Genomic DNA, 15,129 nt, shown 5'->3' on the forward strand with positions numbered 1-15,129 from the left:
GCCCCGTCAGGGTCAAAACCCAAACCTGACGGCCGTCCGGGTACATCAGCGATATCCTCGACCAACCCGTCATGGGACAGGCGACAGACTTTGCGGCGGCTCATGTCCGAAAACCACAGCGCTCCACGGTGCCAGCGGGCGCCCTCGAGATAACCGAGATCACCCTTCGCCACAACACGGCGAGCATCAGCGGGCAGTACTCTTGGCGAATCCATATAAATTTGCTCCTTGTCGAAACTGTTGATGAAACTTGCGGTAAAGAACGCCGGTGAAAACTCTGTGGGCTAGGGCGTCCAGCGGTTTACGCTTTTTCGCCCGGCTCGCGATAGGCGCTAGCGACGAGCAAGCGCATACGGTTCAGCAAACGCGAGTAGCCCCTCTCGACTCGTCCAGGGCGCTACGGACACACCTTCGCGACCGCGACATAAGGCCGCAGACCTTAGGCCTTTGACAAAGAGGACTACAAAGACCGGAACGTCGTCGAACGGAACTTCACCTCCTTAAAAGCAGTCGCGGGCTCTGGCAACACGCTACGACAAACGCGCACTCACCAATCGCGGAGGATCCGGTCTTCGAGCAAACACCATGTGGCTGACAGCTTTAGGAGACACGTCCTAGCCGGTTTGGGAATGTCACACGAAGCTCAGTCTTAGTCCCGAATGCCATTCAAATCTTCACTGCCTGGTTTTATCGGTGCTCGCAAGGAATCGGCTGAGTCGTTGGCGACCTCGAGTTCGTTGACGACCTCGAGCGACCTGTTTGTGGTTCGGGTACCGAAGACCAGGATGATCGTTCCGGCCAGGAGGAACAGGCCCGCCAGGATGACGTACAACCACTGAAATCCCCATGCTGTGTATATCGCTGCAACTGAGATTCCCGAAAGAAAACCAGTGACTCGCGCTGCGCCATTGACTGCGCCGACTCCCACACCTCGGAGGGCCGTGGGAAAAACTTCGGGAATGTAGGTGTAAAAGGAGACAGTCATGCTGGTCGCGGCCATGCTTGCTGCAAAAGCGGCGATTAGGCTCACTGTGGAGTCACTGACGAACGCGAAGGTCAGCATCGCAACCGTTGTAATGACTGCCGCGACGAATAGGATCACCTTGCGCTCGATTTTGTCCGCGATGAAATAGATGATTACGGGCCCCACAATCGTTGCTAGCGATACGATACTTGCGAACTGCAAGGCCGCCGTCTGTGACATCCCACGCGAGGTGAGGATTGTCGGGATCCATGCTTGAAAGCCGACCAGACAGAAGAGATAGATACCGAACGCTGAAGACATGACCATCAGGCGCTGGAGTACTTTCCCGCGAAATAGGTCACGTAGTTTCTGTCGCGTTTGAATCGGCGGCAGAGACTGGGGTTGTGGCAACACCTTTCCCCGCTCCTGTGCAGCCTTCTCGAGGGACAACACGGTGCGCGTCGCTGCCTCACTCCGGTTGTGGGCCACTTGCCATCGCACGGTTTCGGGGACGAAGCGGAGAACAATAAGAGCGGTCAGGATGCCGACGCCGCCGATAGCAAAAACCCATCGCCAGGCGCTCGGCCCGGACGGAACGATCGTCAGAGCAGTAAATGTCGTGACGGGTACTCCGGCGAATCCAATGAACGTGAGCACGGTGAAGAACCTTCCGCGCTTCGCACTTGGAAACATCTCGCTCACCATAACCATGAGCACACCTATGGCCGCTTGCATTCCGACACCTGTGATGACTCGGAAGGCTAGCAGCCACTCGGGCGAGGGAGCCAGCGCTGAACCGAGGGATCCAAGCCCGAAGACGAAGCACCCGGCTACCAGCGCGGGGCGGCGCCCAAACCGGTCTGAGAGGCGTCCACCAGCCACAGCGCCGACGAACATGCCGATGAACACAGACGACGCCAGTACACCGATCTCACCGATTGAGAGGCCCCACTCGTTGCGGATGGCGGGTGCCAGTGAGGCGAACATTACATTGTCGAAGGTCTCGACAAAGAACACCAGCCCTAGGACCGATATCCAAAGGATGTGATGTTTGGTTATCGGCAGTCTGTCCAAACGAGCATCGAGCATCGAGCCTTCCTGCTCGAGCGTTGAAGTAGTCATTGTTCTCCTCTGATGTCTTTAGGTGTCGAAAATATTGGCTGATCAAGATTGCGAGAGTAGAAGCTTCCCGGTACCAGCGGCGGATATTGCCGCCACCGGGACCGTGTGAAGTTCACGCCGCACGACAATCCGGATTGTTACTTGGATGTGGCTTAGGGGGTGCCGCCAACCGCGGACGGTTTCCACCCCATGATTCAGGGACAAGTTTTGCTATCGACGCGCTGCTTCCGCCGAAGTGGTCCCGGCGACGCTGAACTCCCTGCCGAGATCCTTGCTGATGGAGTCGTCGGCTGGACCCTACGTGGCTCGGGTCATTGTGAAGGCGGCTAGCAGACGGGTGCATGACCCAGTGGTATGGCTGCTTTGAGGCTTGGAGTAGTCGTCATTGACTGTAATTCCTTAGGTGAGTGCAGGCAGTTCGTATTTAACGTGTTAGGGCAAAGTATCCCGAGTCACAATTGAAGGCGCTTCAGAGTGTAATTTCCAATGCCGCTTCGGTCGACCCGCTATACCCTAGGGTTATGGCAGCGCTAGGCTTCTTCGGGTAGCGGGTAGGGGGAGCATGGAGATACGGCAGTTGATTTACTTTTCGACGACATTTCGTCAAGGCTCGGTGACCCGGGCCGCGGAGGAGTTGATGATTTCCCAGCCGGCGCTGAGCCGGCAGATCCGTCGGTTCGAACGTGAAATCGGAACACCGCTCTTTGAACGGATTCCTACAGGCGTGACGGCAACCGCTGCCGGGGTGGCACTCTACAGGCACGCACTGGCAATCCTTGATCTTGCCGAGAGCGCGGCTGAAGTGGCCGTTCTCGCCGCTCCAGAGGCGGAAACCGTCGAGGTGGGCTTGGCTCCCGGACTTCCGGGCGCTTGGGTTGCCACGCTCCTGTCAGCGGTTTCAAAACACGTGATTCCAGCGAGGATCAATTTCACCGACGCGGACAGCGCCACTCAGCTCCGGATGCTCCGAGAAGACAGGCTGGACATCGCCTTGGTTCATCAACCGCCGCCTGATGGGTTGGCGAGCTATAGCCTCGGCGAGGAAGAATTCGGCGTCGCCGTCAGGCCTGGGGAGTCTAGGTCCACAGCTGAGACGTGGACAATGAAGCAACTCGATGGCCTCCGGGTTCTCGTGCACGCCAAGAATCAACTGCCTACTGTTCACTACCCTCTAATTAGCGCCGCCAACGAAGTGGGTGCCAGGCCGCTCTGGCAATTCGCCAACTACACACATCATGCAGAGGCCTGCGCCGATGCGGCAGGAGCGAACATTGCCATAATGACGCGAGCCGTGGCAGAGAGCCTCCTGCCTGAATGGACTTGGGCTCGGCTGGTTGAGCCCTCGGTGGTGCTCAAGACCTGGTCTGCACGTCAGCCGGTTACGCGAGCCGTCGTCGCCGCCGTGGACAATGCCATCAGGACTGCCTTTCCAACCCCGTAGCGAGGGCGTGCATTCCATGCCCCTACTCCTGTTGATTAAGGGCCGATAGTAACCCTATATAAAGCTGAAGGCTGTGTATTGCATCAAACGCATCAAATTGGGCCTTCAGGCAGGATTGGCGGCAGCGAGATCTGACCAGTTTCCGGGGGTGTCAGCCTTCGCACTCGATGCAGTACGACCGGCCGGTATCCTCGCGGGCGAGCTGGGACCTGTGCCGGACAGCCACTTGGTGGTCCTCCTTTCTGTTTTTGCCGGTTGTTCCTGACCCGAGAGCAACCTACACGATCGTGACGCTATTCCCCCAGGAGTGTCCTTCCGCCCTTGAGGAGGCGTCGTCGTCCGGTGAGTCTTGACGTGCTTCCTCCGTGAGCCGTCACTCGATTTCACACACCCACAGTTTGGAGGCCGCCTTGAATGGCCAGCGCATTGTTGTTCTCCCCAGTGCAATCAAAAGACGGAGGGAGTGACCCACAAAGCGGCTCTGTCCTCCTAACAGTTACTGGAGATACGAACGCAGTTCGTATAATTCCTGCTGGAGAATGCTGGGGAGGTCACCGTCAGGTTTGAGAAGCCACTGCTCGTAGGACGAAATTGCCAGGGCGAGGCTGATGTGTCCCGCGAGTCGGGGTAGCAGGGATTCGCTTCCCAAGTCGAGACGTCGTGCAACGTAGTCTTCGATCACTCCGCGCCAGGCCGCGTATTTAAGCGCTGAATGGGCCTGCAGAGCCGGCGTCTCCAAAATCAGTCTCATTCGGATCCGATGCTGGGCTAGCGCCTCCTTGTCGTAGTCATTAAAAGCCACGACACACCTGTGCACGGCTTCGAAAACGGGCACGTCCGCGGGTACGTTCGCCAGCTGTTCGGCAAAATCCCGAAGGCTCTGATCGAACTGGCCCCACGGGATGTCGTTTTTGGACGGGAAATACCGGAAGAGCGTTCGGCGCCCGACGCCCACGCCCTCGGCGATCTGTTCCATGGTGGTCTCATCAAAGCCCTGCGCCTCAAACAACCTGAATGCTGCACGCTCGATAGAGCCATGGTCCGTTACGGCCCGACGGCCCCGGGTGCGGTTGGTGAGTGCGGTCATCGTGAGAACAACTTAGCAGTATCTACCGTCCACCCTATCTTTTTGGCGCTGAGTGCCATTATTCTAATGTGACGTCCTCGGAACCTCCCGAGACAGTCCGGATAGGAGAAGAACTGTGGAATACGTGAACCCCAATCTTGAAAGCGTCAGCACCATCGAAGAGGCCGACCTTGTCATCGAAGATCTCGTCGAGGACGTGTCTATTGATGGCATGTGCGGCGTGTACTAGGCGCCCGGACAAATGAGCCCAACCAGCACAGACACCATGCTCGATGAGGAGTGGATGCTGTCACCGGCTGTTGCGTTACGGCCGGAACCGTTCGGGGCGATGGCTTATCACTTCGGGAACCGCAAGCTCACGTTCCTTAAGAAGCCGGAGCTCGTCAGGGTGATTCGTTCCCTGGAAGGCAGCGGAACAGTCCGCGACGCGCTGGTGCAGTCAGATGTCCCCGAAGGCCAATGGCCCGCCTATGTCGGCGCGTTGCGCAGTCTCGCTGCGACCGACATGATCCGCGCCAGCAAAGGAAAGAACAATGACTAACGTCGTTAGCACGCCTGTGGCACGCCCATCAGGAGGGTCCCTGGTGGACCAGTTCGAATTCGGGCTCGACGCCCCGATCTGCCTCACCTGGGAATTGACCTACGCCTGCAACCTGGCCTGCGTTCACTGCCTGTCGTCCTCGGGGCGGCGGGATCCGCGTGAGTTGACCACCGAGCAATGCGAAGCCGTGATCGATGAACTGCAGCGCATGCAGGTCTTTTACGTCAACATCGGCGGCGGAGAACCGACCGTCCGCCCGGACTTCTGGCACCTACTCCAGTATGCAGTCGACCACCAGGTCGGCGTGAAATTCTCCACCAACGGCATCCGCATCGATAAGGAAAAAGCGGCCTTTCTAGCGTCCACACCCTATGTGGACGTCCAGATATCACTCGACGGGGCCACCGCGGAAGTCAACGACTACGTCCGCGGCCCCGGCTCCTACGCCACAGCAATCCGCGCCCTGAAAAACCTCAATGAAGCCGGTTTCAAGGACGCCAAAGTATCGGTCGTGGTTACCCGTCAAAACGTGGGCCAGCTTGATGAATTCAAACGCATCGCAGACGAACACGGTGCCACTCTGCGGCTTACCCGGCTCCGCCCCTCCGGCCGCGGCGCCGACGTTTGGGACGAACTGCACCCCCTCCCCGAACAGCAGCGCATCATCTACGACTGGCTGATCGCCAACGGAGACAACGTCCTGACAGGAGATTCCTTTTTTCACCTGGCGCCCTTCGGCGAAAGCCTGCCGGGCCTGAATCTGTGCGGTGCCGGCCGGGTCGTTTGCCTGATTGATCCGGTGGGTGATGTCTACGCCTGCCCGTTCGCTATCCACGACAACTTCCTGGCCGGCAATGTGCTGAATGACGGGGGATTCAAGGAGGTCTGGCAGAAATCAGAGCTTTTCAAAGACTTCAGGTCTCCGCAGACGTCAGGGGCCTGCACCAAGTGCGCATTCTTCGACAGCTGTCGCGGCGGCTGCATGGCAGCTAAGTTTTTCACCGGTCTTCCGCTGGATGGCCCTGACCCTGAGTGCGTCCAGGGCTACGGCGAAACGGCCCTGGCCGGAGACCGGAGCCGGCCCCAACCCGGCCAGGACCATTCACGCAAAGCCCTCCCGAAGCGGGCACAGCCTGTCATGGTTCAGCTCAGCCTCACACGGCCGGATCCCGTAGCGCCGCCCGTGTCCGCTTGCGCCGCCAGTCCACTGGCCGGCTTCCAACCGTAGCGAGTTCTACAACAGTTTCGAAAGGCAATTATGTTCAAGAATCCCTGGGCACAGAACCCCTGGTTCGAATCCGTGGCCGAGGCACAGCGCCGGGCCAAAAAACGCCTCCCGGCATCCGTCTATGCCGCCCTGCTCGCCGGCTCGGAACGTGGAGTGACGCTGGATGACAACACCTCCGCTTTCGGCGAGCTCGGCTTCGCCCCCCATGTCGTGGGCCATCCCGCAGAACGTCATCTGGCCACCACCGTGATGGGCCAGCAAATTTCCCTCCCGGTCCTGATCTCCCCCACAGGAGTCCAGGCCGTCCACCCCGACGGTGAAGTCGCTGTGGCCCGGGCAGCCGCCACGCGCGGAACCATCGTTGGCCTGAGCTCCTTCGCCTCCAAACCCTTGGAGGAAGTCACGGCCGCGAACGACAAGACGTTCTACCAGATGTACTGGACCGGAACCCGGGAACAGATGGTCAACCGCATGGACCGCGCGCGGGCGGCCGGCGCTAAAGGCCTGATCGTCACCACCGACTGGTCCTTCTCCATGGGAAGGGACTGGGGCAGCCCCGAGATCCCCGAAAAGGTCGACCTCAAGGCAGCCATCAGGCTTGCTCCCGAAGTGATGCTCAAGCCCCGCTGGCTGGCGTCCTTCGCCCGCAGCCTGCCCGACCTGACGGCACCCAATCTCGCCCCTGTAGGCGAGAAGGGCCCCACCTTCTTCGGCGCGTACTACGAATGGATGCAAACCCCGCCGCCGACGTGGGAGGACATCGCATGGATCGTCACAGAGTGGGGCGGGCCCGTGATGCTGAAAGGCATCTGTCGTGTCGATGACGCGCTGCGCGCCGTCGACGCCGGAGTCACGGCCATCTCCGTGTCCAACCACGGCGGCAACAACCTGGACAGCACACCGGCCCCGATCCGTGTCCTGCCCTCGATCGCCAACGCGGTGGGCGACCAGGCGGAAATCGTTTTGGACGGCGGCATCCGCCGCGGCAGCGACGTCGTCAAGGCGCTGGCACTGGGCGCCCGCGCGGTCATGATCGGACGCGCCTACCTATGGGGACTCTCCGCCAACGGCCAGGCAGGTGTGGAAAACGTACTGGACATCCTGCGAGGAGGCATCGACTCTGCCTTACTCGGGCTCAGCGTCCCGTCAGTGCAGGACCTTCGACCTGAACACCTTGTTATTCCTCCAGGGTTTGTCCGGGAGTTGGGTGTTCCTGCCACTGTCCGGTCATGACTAACAGCCGGAGCGGGCTGGGCAGGCTTACCTGGCCCGACGTTCCGCGCAGCCCGACGGTGCTGGTCCCCGTCGGCTCTACGGAACAGCACGGCCCCCACCTGCCCTTTAACACGGATGCGGTAATAGCAACCGCCGTCGCCGACGCACTGGCTTCACGGGTTCAAGGGCAGGTAGTGGTTGCTCCGGCAGTGACTTATGGCTCCAGCGGCGAACACCAGTCCTTCGCAGGTACCGTGTCCATCGGATCCGAGGTTTTGCACATGCTGATCGTTGAGCTTGTCCGCTCGCTGTCGACCTGGGCTGGTCGTATCGTCCTCGTCAACGCCCACGGCGGGAATGTCCCGGCGCTGTCAAAGTCGGTGCTCCAGCTACAAGCAGAGCAGCACAGCGTCGCATGGCTGCCCTGTAGTGTCCCGGGCGCTGACCTGCATGCCGGCAGGACGGAGACGTCGCTGATGCTTCACCTCAATGCGGAAACGGTCCGAATGGAACGGGCCGTAGCAGGCGAGTTGCGTCCCCTCGAAGAGCTGATGCCGGAGCTGCTTGCCAGCGGCGTCGCCGCCGTCTCTCCCTCCGGCGTTCTGGGCGATCCAACTGGGGCAAACGCCTACGAGGGCGCCCGGATACTTGACTTGATGGTGCATGACGCTGCACACCGAATTGCCGGGGGCGCGCTTGCCCGGAACGGAATGCTTACGTCCAATGGGCAGCAGCAGCGAGTCTGACTCCAGTCAGGGCCGCCTGAAACCCCTTCCCAAATCGCATTGCCTCGACCATTGTCATGCTGCTGGTTGCCGAAGAAAGGAACCCCGTGTCGACTGAGTGGATGCCGACCGACCTAATACCGCAGGACTCCCCGGATTGGGCGACGCTTGCCCGGCAATTCGTGGTGATATACCGCGGTAGCGAGATTTATCGGTCGGGTTACGTCGACGACGTGATGCCTGACGGGTCCGGCCTGTGGATGGCAGTAGATGGTGTCCAGGCCAGGGAGCTCATCTGGCGGGAGCAAGGCTTCACAGTGGCCCACCTGTACAGCTCTGCTGACGGCGTCCAAGCTAAGCTGGACACCAAGTTGAGCTACGTACCCGGAGGCCAGGAAGAACTCCGTATTGCAGGTGACCGATCGTGACTGTTCAGCACCCTCAATTCCCCGAGGGTTTTACGGTAAGACTGAACCGACGGGTGAAAATCGCTGGCAGGGGAAGCGAACTCATCGGGGGTTCCCCAACGCGAGTTCTTTACCTTACCGAACGTGCCAGCAAGATGATTCAGGACAAGACAGCAGTCGTCTCAGACACTCCTACTGGCCTGTTGGTGGACAGGCTATTGGAGAGCGGGATGGCCGATCCCGTGCTTGAATCGTTGCCCGACCTTGACCCTTCTTCCGTAACCCTTGTCGTCCCAGCTTTCGGGCGCCCACTCGCCTTGGCGAGGTTGCTGACGAGCATCGGAAAACAGCACAAGGTCATCGTCGTAGACGACCGTTCCCCTGACCCAGCGGCAATTCAGGCAGTTACAGAAAAATACGGCGCACGCCTGGTGCGACTCCCGTCTAACAGTGGACCGGCGGACGCCCGCAACGAGGGCCTTAAACTCGTCACCACACCGTACGTGGCCTTCGCCGACTCCGACGTCGTGCTCCACTCGGACACCATTCCGTTCCTCCTGAAGCACTTTAATGACCGGAAGGTTGCTCTGGTCGGCCCCAGGGTACTTGGCTGGGACGACGGAAACGGCATGAACTGGATCGAACGGTACGAAGAGGCACGATCCTCCCTGGATCTGGGTATCTTCCCGGCTGCAGTCCGACCCCGGTCCCCGGTGTCGTGGCTGCCAGGGGCATTTATGCTGGCCAGAACAGATGCCCTGGGTGACGGATTCACCTCCGGAAGCCGTGTAGGAGAGGACGTCGACCTCGTTTGGCGCCTGGTTGAACAGGGATGGCGGGTCCGCTTCGAACCCGAGGCAATAGTGTGGCACGAGCACCGGCAAACCATAGGAGAATGGCTGTCCCGAAAGACGTTCTACGGAACCTCGGCTCACGCCCTTTCTCTCCGGCACCCGGAAGCAATCGCACCAGCGGTCTTCGCGCCCTGGTCTGTCGCCCTTGTCGCCGCCGTCCTGTGCCAGCGCACGTGGTCGGTTCCGGCAGCAGGAGTGATTTCTGCCTTTGCTGCGTGGCAAATCTCCAAGAAACTCGGCAGAAGCTCGCATCCGGTCCGACTTGCTGCCAGTCTGACTGCGCGCGGAGCGCTGGCAGCACAAACGCAGACCATGGCCCTCTTTGTCCGCCACTGGTGGCCTCTGGCCATCACGGCGAGCATTTTCTCCCGTAGGTTGCGCCGCGCCCTCGTCGTGGCTGGTGTCGTGGACGCGTTATGGGAGTACCGCCGCACCCGCCCCAAACTCGATCTGTTTCGGTTTGCCCTCGCGCGTCGCCTGGACGACCTGGCATACGGGACCGGCGTCTGGTCCAGCGCACTGAGAGGCCGCTCCCTCCGGTGCCTGCTGCCCGACATCCGAAAAAACCCCAACTGACCTCTAGCCAAGCTTGGCTACACCCAGTCAGGGCGCCCTGCAAGGCTGGCAGAGAAACGAACAGCACCAAATGGATGCGCCAAGGAGATGACGTGCACAGAGATAAGAGCGCTACTTGAGATATGACGTCATCGTGGTCGGAGCTGGAGCCGCAGGAGCTCCCTTGGCGGCCCGATTAAGTGAAGACCCGCGACGAACCGTGCTGCTGCTCGAAGCAGGTCCAGTGCCGGCCAGCACGGAGGACTTCCCGCCGGAGCTGCTGAACGCCGGGACCGTGCAAGGAGCCATGCCGGATCATCCTCTTAACTGGTCATTCATGGGTTACCTGACGCCGGACTTGCCCTACTCCATCGCCCGGGGCCGCATCCTGGGCGGATCAACCGCGATCAGCGGAACCTACTTCATCCGAGCGCCGAAACAAGACTTTGACCGCTGGTCCTCCGGAGGAAATGAGGAATGGGCATGGGACAAAGTCCTGCCCTTTTACAGAAAACTGGAGAATGACCTTCAATTCGGTGAGAGCGATATGCACGGAGGCTCTGGTCCAATGACTGTATCCCGCCCGCTGCAAGACCACCCCGTGACAAAAGCCTTCCGACGGGCCGTCGAAGAACTGGGCTTCCCGGCGGAACGGGACAAGAACAGCGAAGACGGACCCGGTTACGGACCGATGCCCTCAAACAGCGTCAGTGGGCTGCGGATCAACACCGGAATGGCTTACATCAACCCTGTACGCGACCGCCAGAACCTGACAGTGGAGGGAAACTCGTACGTGCGCCGAGTGCTGTTCAAGGGTAGCCAAGCGATAGGCGTAGAAGTCCTCCGCGCCGGGGCGATCACCACTGTCGAAGCAAACGAAGTCGTTCTCTCTGCCGGCGCCGTGAAGACGCCCCACATCCTGCTTCTGTCCGGGCTAGGACCCGAAAACGAACTGAATAGATTCCACATACCGGTGATCAAAAACCTGCCTGGCGTCGGCAAAAACTTCAGCGACCACCCTAACCTCGCCATTACCTGGAGATCCAAGGTTCCGCTGGTCGACTACTGCACGGCCCAATCAATGGCCGCTGTCCTCAATTTCACCGCCAGAGGTTCAACCTGTCCGGGCGATCTGGAAATACTCCCTCTTCTCAAACCCATGGACTACATCCTCACAGGAAGCCAGCCACATGCAGCGCATGGATCCCAAAAGCCGGCCCAAGTCCTTCACCCAGGAGACCTTGCCTTCCTCATATCACTTCAAGCAGCGACGTCACGCGGTCAAATAACCCTGAAATCAGCAGACCCTGAAGTGCAGCCTCAAATCGACTTCGACTACCTCTCCGCAGAAACTGACCTCAGACGGATGCGCGAGGCCGTCCGAACCGCCGTCTGCCTGCTGCGGTCCAAGGCCTTCAGCCCGATTTTCCAGGACCTGACGGAGCTAACGGAGCCGATCCTTCAGAGCGACACCCTGCTCAATAGTTGGATGCGCTCCCGTCTGGGGACAGCCATCCATCTTTGCGGCAGCGCGAAGTTTGGGTCCCCCAACGACCCCGACTCCGTCGTGGACCAATACGGCCGCGTTCACGGCGTGACAGGGCTACGCGTGGCCGACACATCCATTCTCCCGACTGCACCCACCCGCGGCCCCGCGGCGACCGCAGTACTTATCGGTGAGCGCATGGCGGTATTTATCCGGGGTGAGGCGAGGCAGGAGTTGTCATACGACGCCCCTGGCAGGGCCAGCGATCCTCAGCCCCGGAAGTAGTTGTTACTGCGTGAGATCTTGGCCTAACAGGGGTTGTCTATCGGCTGCCGACCCGCGCGAGCTAGGATGAGCAGCGTCGACTCAACGGCAATCTGGGCCCGGATTCTTAGCGGTCTGAGGAGCCGTCGGCGACGCCTGTGCAGCAATAGATCTGGCGGGTACTACCAACTGATAGATGAGCGCGGCGCCCGGATCGATCAAAGGGAGCGTCGACAGCGCGCTTCATCAGGGGTCTCCATTCGGCAGCCGCGGGAGGCCGATCTCGGCCGAAACTGGCTCAAGCCCCGGAATAGCGACCGTTTCCCGGTTTATAACTTGTGATCAAGCTGTGCGCCCGACGTCCACAGGGAGGGTCGCGCCTGCGATCATCCGCGCCTGGTTGGAGCAAAGCCAGACGGCCGCGTTGGCCTGATCCTCGGGCTCCAGGAGTTCGCGCATCGGGAGAGACGCATACATGGCCTCCTTGACCTCCGGCGGTTGGTGTTCACGTGCGCCGGTGAGCATGGTGGTCGCCGTGGGTCCCGGGGCAAGGGCACTCACACGGATGCCCTCGCCCCGTAGTCGATCGCGCCGCCCCCGTTGGCCTCCATCGCGAGGACCTCATGCTTCATGCAATAGAAAAGGCCGTACAGGTTGATCTTCATAACGCGATCGAAGACCCCGCTGACAAGTCTGCGGGTCGACGGCCTCCCGCAGCCACGGTGGCCCCATCCGCGCGAGCCGATTCAACGAACGCCTGCGCGAGCGCCTCGGCGTACGCGTCGTACCGCTGGGCTGGCACGATGAAACGGGTTGGCGCAACACATTGCTGTCCCAGTTGGCGCCGACCTCGATGTGAGCACCGGAGTGCACCCAATTTGGGCGCTCGGCAGGGCTCATCCGGGGCCACGGGCCCTCGTCGAAAGCCTTGCGGACAGCGGCGACCGGGCCGTCGATGTCTTCCCGCGATGCGGCGGGGAAACATCCAGCCCGCTCTTCCGAGCGCGGGGAAATCACGCCATAGGATCGGTCGGACTGAGTGGCGTTACAGCCACGTCAATGAAGAAGGAGTCGCCGCTCAATCGTCTGCATCAGTAGCCCTTCTTGACGGTGTTGCCGGCATCGACCGGCAGGGAGATGCCCGTGATGAACTTGGCGTTATCGGAAGACAGCCAAAGGACCGCCTCGGAGACGTCGCTCGATTCGATCCAGGGCAGGTCCGGCAGCGCGTTAAGGGAGGCGAACGCACCACGTACGTCGTCGACCCCGGGATTCTCGATGTGCGGAGCGAACATGTCAAACAGGGCTTGGTTCCTGATCATGCGTGTGTTGACGTTGGTCGGGCACACGGCGTTCACCCGAATGTTGTGCGGGCCAAGGTCCTGCGCGAGCACCTTCATGAGCCCGATCACGCCGTGCTTCGACGCCGAATAAGCGGCGGTGTTCGGGTAGGCGATGATACCGGCCGTGGAGCTGGTCATGATGATAGAGCCGCCTTGACCCCGCTCAATCATCGACGGCAACGTCGCCCGCGTGGTGTTGAAGACGCCCGTGAGGTTGATATCAATTACCTCGCGCCAGTTCTCCTCGGTCACCTCCCAGGAGACCGCCCCAGAGCCGACTCCAGCGTTCGCACACACGATGTCGATGTGACCGAATGCCTCGAGGCCCTCATCCACGACCTTCTGCACCTGGGCGAGCTCGCGCACGTCGCCTACTCCGGCCACGATCCGGCCGCCGAGGCCTTCGACGAGCCGTACCGTCTCGTCGAGGTCGGCCCGGGTCGCCAGGTCGTACTTGATTGTTGTGACATCTTGTGAACAGATGTCAAGGGCAATGATGCTGGCCCCCTCTTTAGCCAGGCGGATGGCGTGCGAGCGGCCCTGGCCGCGAGCAGCCCCCGTAATGAAGGCAACCTTGTTCTCGAGCAGTCCCATGTCTCTCCTTTGAGCTTCTTCTCATGACCCGCGTCACGCCCGCGCCGCTGATTACGTTCGCAGGTCGCCGAACGATTTCAATCGTTTCGTATTCTGGAATCGTAGTCAGACGTGGTGCAAATATGCAAGGAAGTGGCGAGGCATCGCTGTCAATAGCCCTCCCCTTACTGGGGGTCAGTCGTCTGCGATAATCTGTCCCATCCAGCTCGGCAGCCTTTTCTTTGAGTGTGCGGTCCGGGATAAGCCTTGCTGCGGGCGGCGGGCACTTAGGTCAATGTAACGCCGTCTCTTGGTCGCGCTTGGCCCAACCGGGGCCCCACCTTGACCAGGTGCCGGCTCTACTGCGTTGGTCGCCACGGCACCTGTCCTCAGGTCGTAACTAAGAGACAATCGTCTTTGGCCGCTCGATACAGGTAAAGGTTAGGACCGACATATTACTGATATTGACCGGCTCAGGAGTTAGCTGTAGATGGTTCGGTTCAGTTGGACGAGGTAGTCATCACTCATGTCGGTGTGGCTCGTGAAACGTTCCATGACGGCTGCTATCACAATATCCCGGCGGCGCGGGAGCCTGGCCTTGTCGGCTGCGGCAAGGGCCTTCGGCATCTCTTGGCGCGTGAGGTTGGTGCAGTAGCTGGGCGCTCCGGGTTGTTGCCGCCAGGAGTCCGCGAGGGACCCGGCGTCAAAGGCGTCAAACCCGGTTTCCTCGACGAGAGCCATGGCTAGCTGCTTATCGGCAGCGCGGTCCGCGGCGACGGGAATGGCGATGCGTTCAGAATCACCTGCGTCTTTCCCCGAGTTCTGGAAGGATTCGGAAGGGATCGCATTCCAGGCTTTAGCAACCGGGCGTCCGAGCTGCTCGGTGACCCAGATGCTTTCGACCTGTCCCTCCTCGAGCGCCTGGATCTGTCCATCGCGGTGAGGGTAGTAATTCGACGTGTCAACGATGACTGCATCGTCCGGGAGCCTCGCGACGAGGGGCTGTATTTCGGGTATCCGGCTGAGCGGTATGGAGATGACGAGGACGTCGACATCGGTGACGACGTCGTCGGCCTCTACCGCAATGGCACCCGCGGCCACGATGTCGGGGTCGATGGATTCGGGACCACGGGAATTGGCGACTTTTACTTTATGTCCAGCTTCGCTCAGTTTGCGCGCGACTGTCCCGCCAATGGCTCCTGCTCCGAGAATGCCGATTTTCATGTAAACCCCTTCGTTCATACACTAAGTAGTTTACAGTCTACGCCTACGCCTAACTGGCCGATCAATATTACCTACACCTCGGGAACGACTGATGCTCATG

The 15,129-nt window shown here is 60.4% G+C and carries 14 protein-coding genes and 1 pseudogene; 9 read left to right on the plus strand and 6 right to left on the minus strand.

Annotation, left to right across the window (positions count from 1 at the left end; translation table 11 throughout):
• Both ARTSIC4J27_RS23315 and ARTSIC4J27_RS20180 read right to left on the minus strand, forming a co-directional pair.
• A pseudogene (locus ARTSIC4J27_RS23315) lies at positions 1–215 on the minus strand (hypothetical protein); the annotation flags it as partial.
• A 434-nt stretch (positions 216–649) separates the two neighbouring features.
• Positions 650–2,086: an MFS transporter gene (locus ARTSIC4J27_RS20180; protein WP_083435566.1), complete on the minus strand. Its 1,437-nt coding sequence runs from the start codon at positions 2,084–2,086 to the stop codon at positions 650–652.
• Between the two features lie 562 nt (positions 2,087–2,648).
• Here ARTSIC4J27_RS20180 and ARTSIC4J27_RS20185 point away from each other — a divergent pair.
• Positions 2,649–3,527, plus strand: coding sequence for a LysR family transcriptional regulator (locus ARTSIC4J27_RS20185; RefSeq protein ID WP_050057000.1), 879 nt, complete (start codon positions 2,649–2,651; stop codon positions 3,525–3,527).
• A gap of 496 nt (positions 3,528–4,023) precedes the next feature.
• On the opposite strand, the gene mftR is transcribed toward ARTSIC4J27_RS20185, so the two are convergent.
• Positions 4,024–4,614 carry a mycofactocin system transcriptional regulator gene (gene mftR, locus ARTSIC4J27_RS20190; protein ID WP_050057001.1) on the minus strand — a complete coding sequence of 197 codons (591 nt, stop codon included), beginning with the start codon at positions 4,612–4,614 and terminating at the stop codon, positions 4,024–4,026.
• Between the two features lie 115 nt (positions 4,615–4,729).
• On the opposite strand from mftR, the gene mftA reads away from it, so the two are divergent.
• The 8 genes from mftA to mftG all read left to right on the plus strand — a co-directional run bounded on the left by mftA (position 4,730) and on the right by mftG (position 11,910).
• The gene (gene mftA, locus ARTSIC4J27_RS22345; RefSeq protein WP_083435567.1) at positions 4,730–4,843 is read left to right on the plus strand and encodes a mycofactocin precursor MftA; all 114 of its coding nucleotides are present in this window, start codon (positions 4,730–4,732) and stop codon (positions 4,841–4,843) included.
• A gap of 12 nt (positions 4,844–4,855) precedes the next feature.
• On the plus strand, positions 4,856–5,155 hold the full coding sequence (mftB, locus tag ARTSIC4J27_RS20195; RefSeq protein ID WP_050057002.1) for a mycofactocin biosynthesis chaperone MftB: 300 nt from the start codon (positions 4,856–4,858) through the stop codon (positions 5,153–5,155).
• The gene (gene mftC, locus ARTSIC4J27_RS20200; RefSeq protein WP_050057003.1) at positions 5,148–6,383 is read left to right on the plus strand and encodes a mycofactocin radical SAM maturase; all 1,236 of its coding nucleotides are present in this window, start codon (positions 5,148–5,150) and stop codon (positions 6,381–6,383) included. The genes mftB and mftC overlap by 8 nt, the downstream gene beginning before the upstream one ends.
• Positions 6,384–6,413: 30 nt before the next feature.
• On the plus strand, positions 6,414–7,616 hold the full coding sequence (mftD, locus tag ARTSIC4J27_RS20205) for a pre-mycofactocin synthase MftD (protein WP_050057004.1): 1,203 nt from the start codon (positions 6,414–6,416) through the stop codon (positions 7,614–7,616).
• The gene (gene mftE, locus ARTSIC4J27_RS20210; protein WP_083435568.1) at positions 7,613–8,344 is read left to right on the plus strand and encodes a mycofactocin biosynthesis peptidyl-dipeptidase MftE; all 732 of its coding nucleotides are present in this window, start codon (positions 7,613–7,615) and stop codon (positions 8,342–8,344) included. Before mftD ends, mftE begins: the two co-directional genes overlap by 4 nt.
• A gap of 56 nt (positions 8,345–8,400) precedes the next feature.
• Positions 8,401–8,751 carry a hypothetical protein gene (locus tag ARTSIC4J27_RS20215; RefSeq protein WP_152683930.1) on the plus strand — a complete coding sequence of 117 codons (351 nt, stop codon included), beginning with the start codon at positions 8,401–8,403 and terminating at the stop codon, positions 8,749–8,751.
• On the plus strand, positions 8,748–10,160 hold the full coding sequence (gene mftF / locus ARTSIC4J27_RS20220; RefSeq protein WP_050057006.1) for a mycofactocin biosynthesis glycosyltransferase MftF: 1,413 nt from the start codon (positions 8,748–8,750) through the stop codon (positions 10,158–10,160). Before ARTSIC4J27_RS20215 ends, mftF begins: the two co-directional genes overlap by 4 nt.
• A gap of 133 nt (positions 10,161–10,293) precedes the next feature.
• Positions 10,294–11,910: a mycofactocin dehydrogenase MftG gene (gene mftG / locus ARTSIC4J27_RS20225; protein WP_235436818.1), complete on the plus strand. Its 1,617-nt coding sequence runs from the start codon at positions 10,294–10,296 to the stop codon at positions 11,908–11,910.
• A gap of 321 nt (positions 11,911–12,231) precedes the next feature.
• Here mftG and ARTSIC4J27_RS22350 read toward each other — a convergent pair whose 3' ends face one another.
• From ARTSIC4J27_RS22350 to ARTSIC4J27_RS20235, 3 genes are all read right to left on the minus strand, one after another.
• Positions 12,232–12,450 (minus strand): SDR family oxidoreductase, encoded by a 219-nt coding sequence (locus tag ARTSIC4J27_RS22350; protein ID WP_161799594.1) that lies wholly within the window; start codon positions 12,448–12,450, stop codon positions 12,232–12,234.
• Positions 12,451–12,980: 530 nt separating this feature from the next.
• Positions 12,981–13,826 carry a mycofactocin-coupled SDR family oxidoreductase gene (locus tag ARTSIC4J27_RS20230; RefSeq protein ID WP_050057008.1) on the minus strand — a complete coding sequence of 282 codons (846 nt, stop codon included), beginning with the start codon at positions 13,824–13,826 and terminating at the stop codon, positions 12,981–12,983.
• Between the two features lie 459 nt (positions 13,827–14,285).
• Positions 14,286–15,029 (minus strand): NADPH-dependent F420 reductase, encoded by a 744-nt coding sequence (locus tag ARTSIC4J27_RS20235; RefSeq protein WP_050057009.1) that lies wholly within the window; start codon positions 15,027–15,029, stop codon positions 14,286–14,288.
• Between the last annotated feature and the right edge of the window lie 100 nt (positions 15,030–15,129).

This window comes from Pseudarthrobacter siccitolerans (assembly GCF_001046895.1).
Taxonomy (GTDB): domain Bacteria; phylum Actinomycetota; class Actinomycetes; order Actinomycetales; family Micrococcaceae; genus Arthrobacter; species Arthrobacter siccitolerans.

Coding starts and splice junctions, on each gene's coding strand:
- ARTSIC4J27_RS20230 (WP_050057008.1), bottom strand. CDS start 13,826: ATGGGACTGCTCGAGAACAAGGTTGCCTTCATTACGGGGGCTGCTCGC.
- ARTSIC4J27_RS20180 (WP_083435566.1), bottom strand. CDS start 2,086: ATGACTACTTCAACGCTCGAGCAGGAAGGCTCGATGCTCGATGCTCGT.
- ARTSIC4J27_RS20215 (WP_152683930.1), top strand. CDS start 8,401: ATGCTGCTGGTTGCCGAAGAAAGGAACCCCGTGTCGACTGAGTGGATG.
- mftE (WP_083435568.1), top strand. CDS start 7,613: ATGACTAACAGCCGGAGCGGGCTGGGCAGGCTTACCTGGCCCGACGTT.
- mftD (WP_050057004.1), top strand. CDS start 6,414: ATGTTCAAGAATCCCTGGGCACAGAACCCCTGGTTCGAATCCGTGGCC.
- mftC (WP_050057003.1), top strand. CDS start 5,148: ATGACTAACGTCGTTAGCACGCCTGTGGCACGCCCATCAGGAGGGTCC.
- ARTSIC4J27_RS20235 (WP_050057009.1), bottom strand. CDS start 15,029: ATGAAAATCGGCATTCTCGGAGCAGGAGCCATTGGCGGGACAGTCGCG.
- mftR (WP_050057001.1), bottom strand. CDS start 4,614: ATGACCGCACTCACCAACCGCACCCGGGGCCGTCGGGCCGTAACGGAC.
- ARTSIC4J27_RS20185 (WP_050057000.1), top strand. CDS start 2,649: ATGGAGATACGGCAGTTGATTTACTTTTCGACGACATTTCGTCAAGGC.
- mftB (WP_050057002.1), top strand. CDS start 4,856: ATGAGCCCAACCAGCACAGACACCATGCTCGATGAGGAGTGGATGCTG.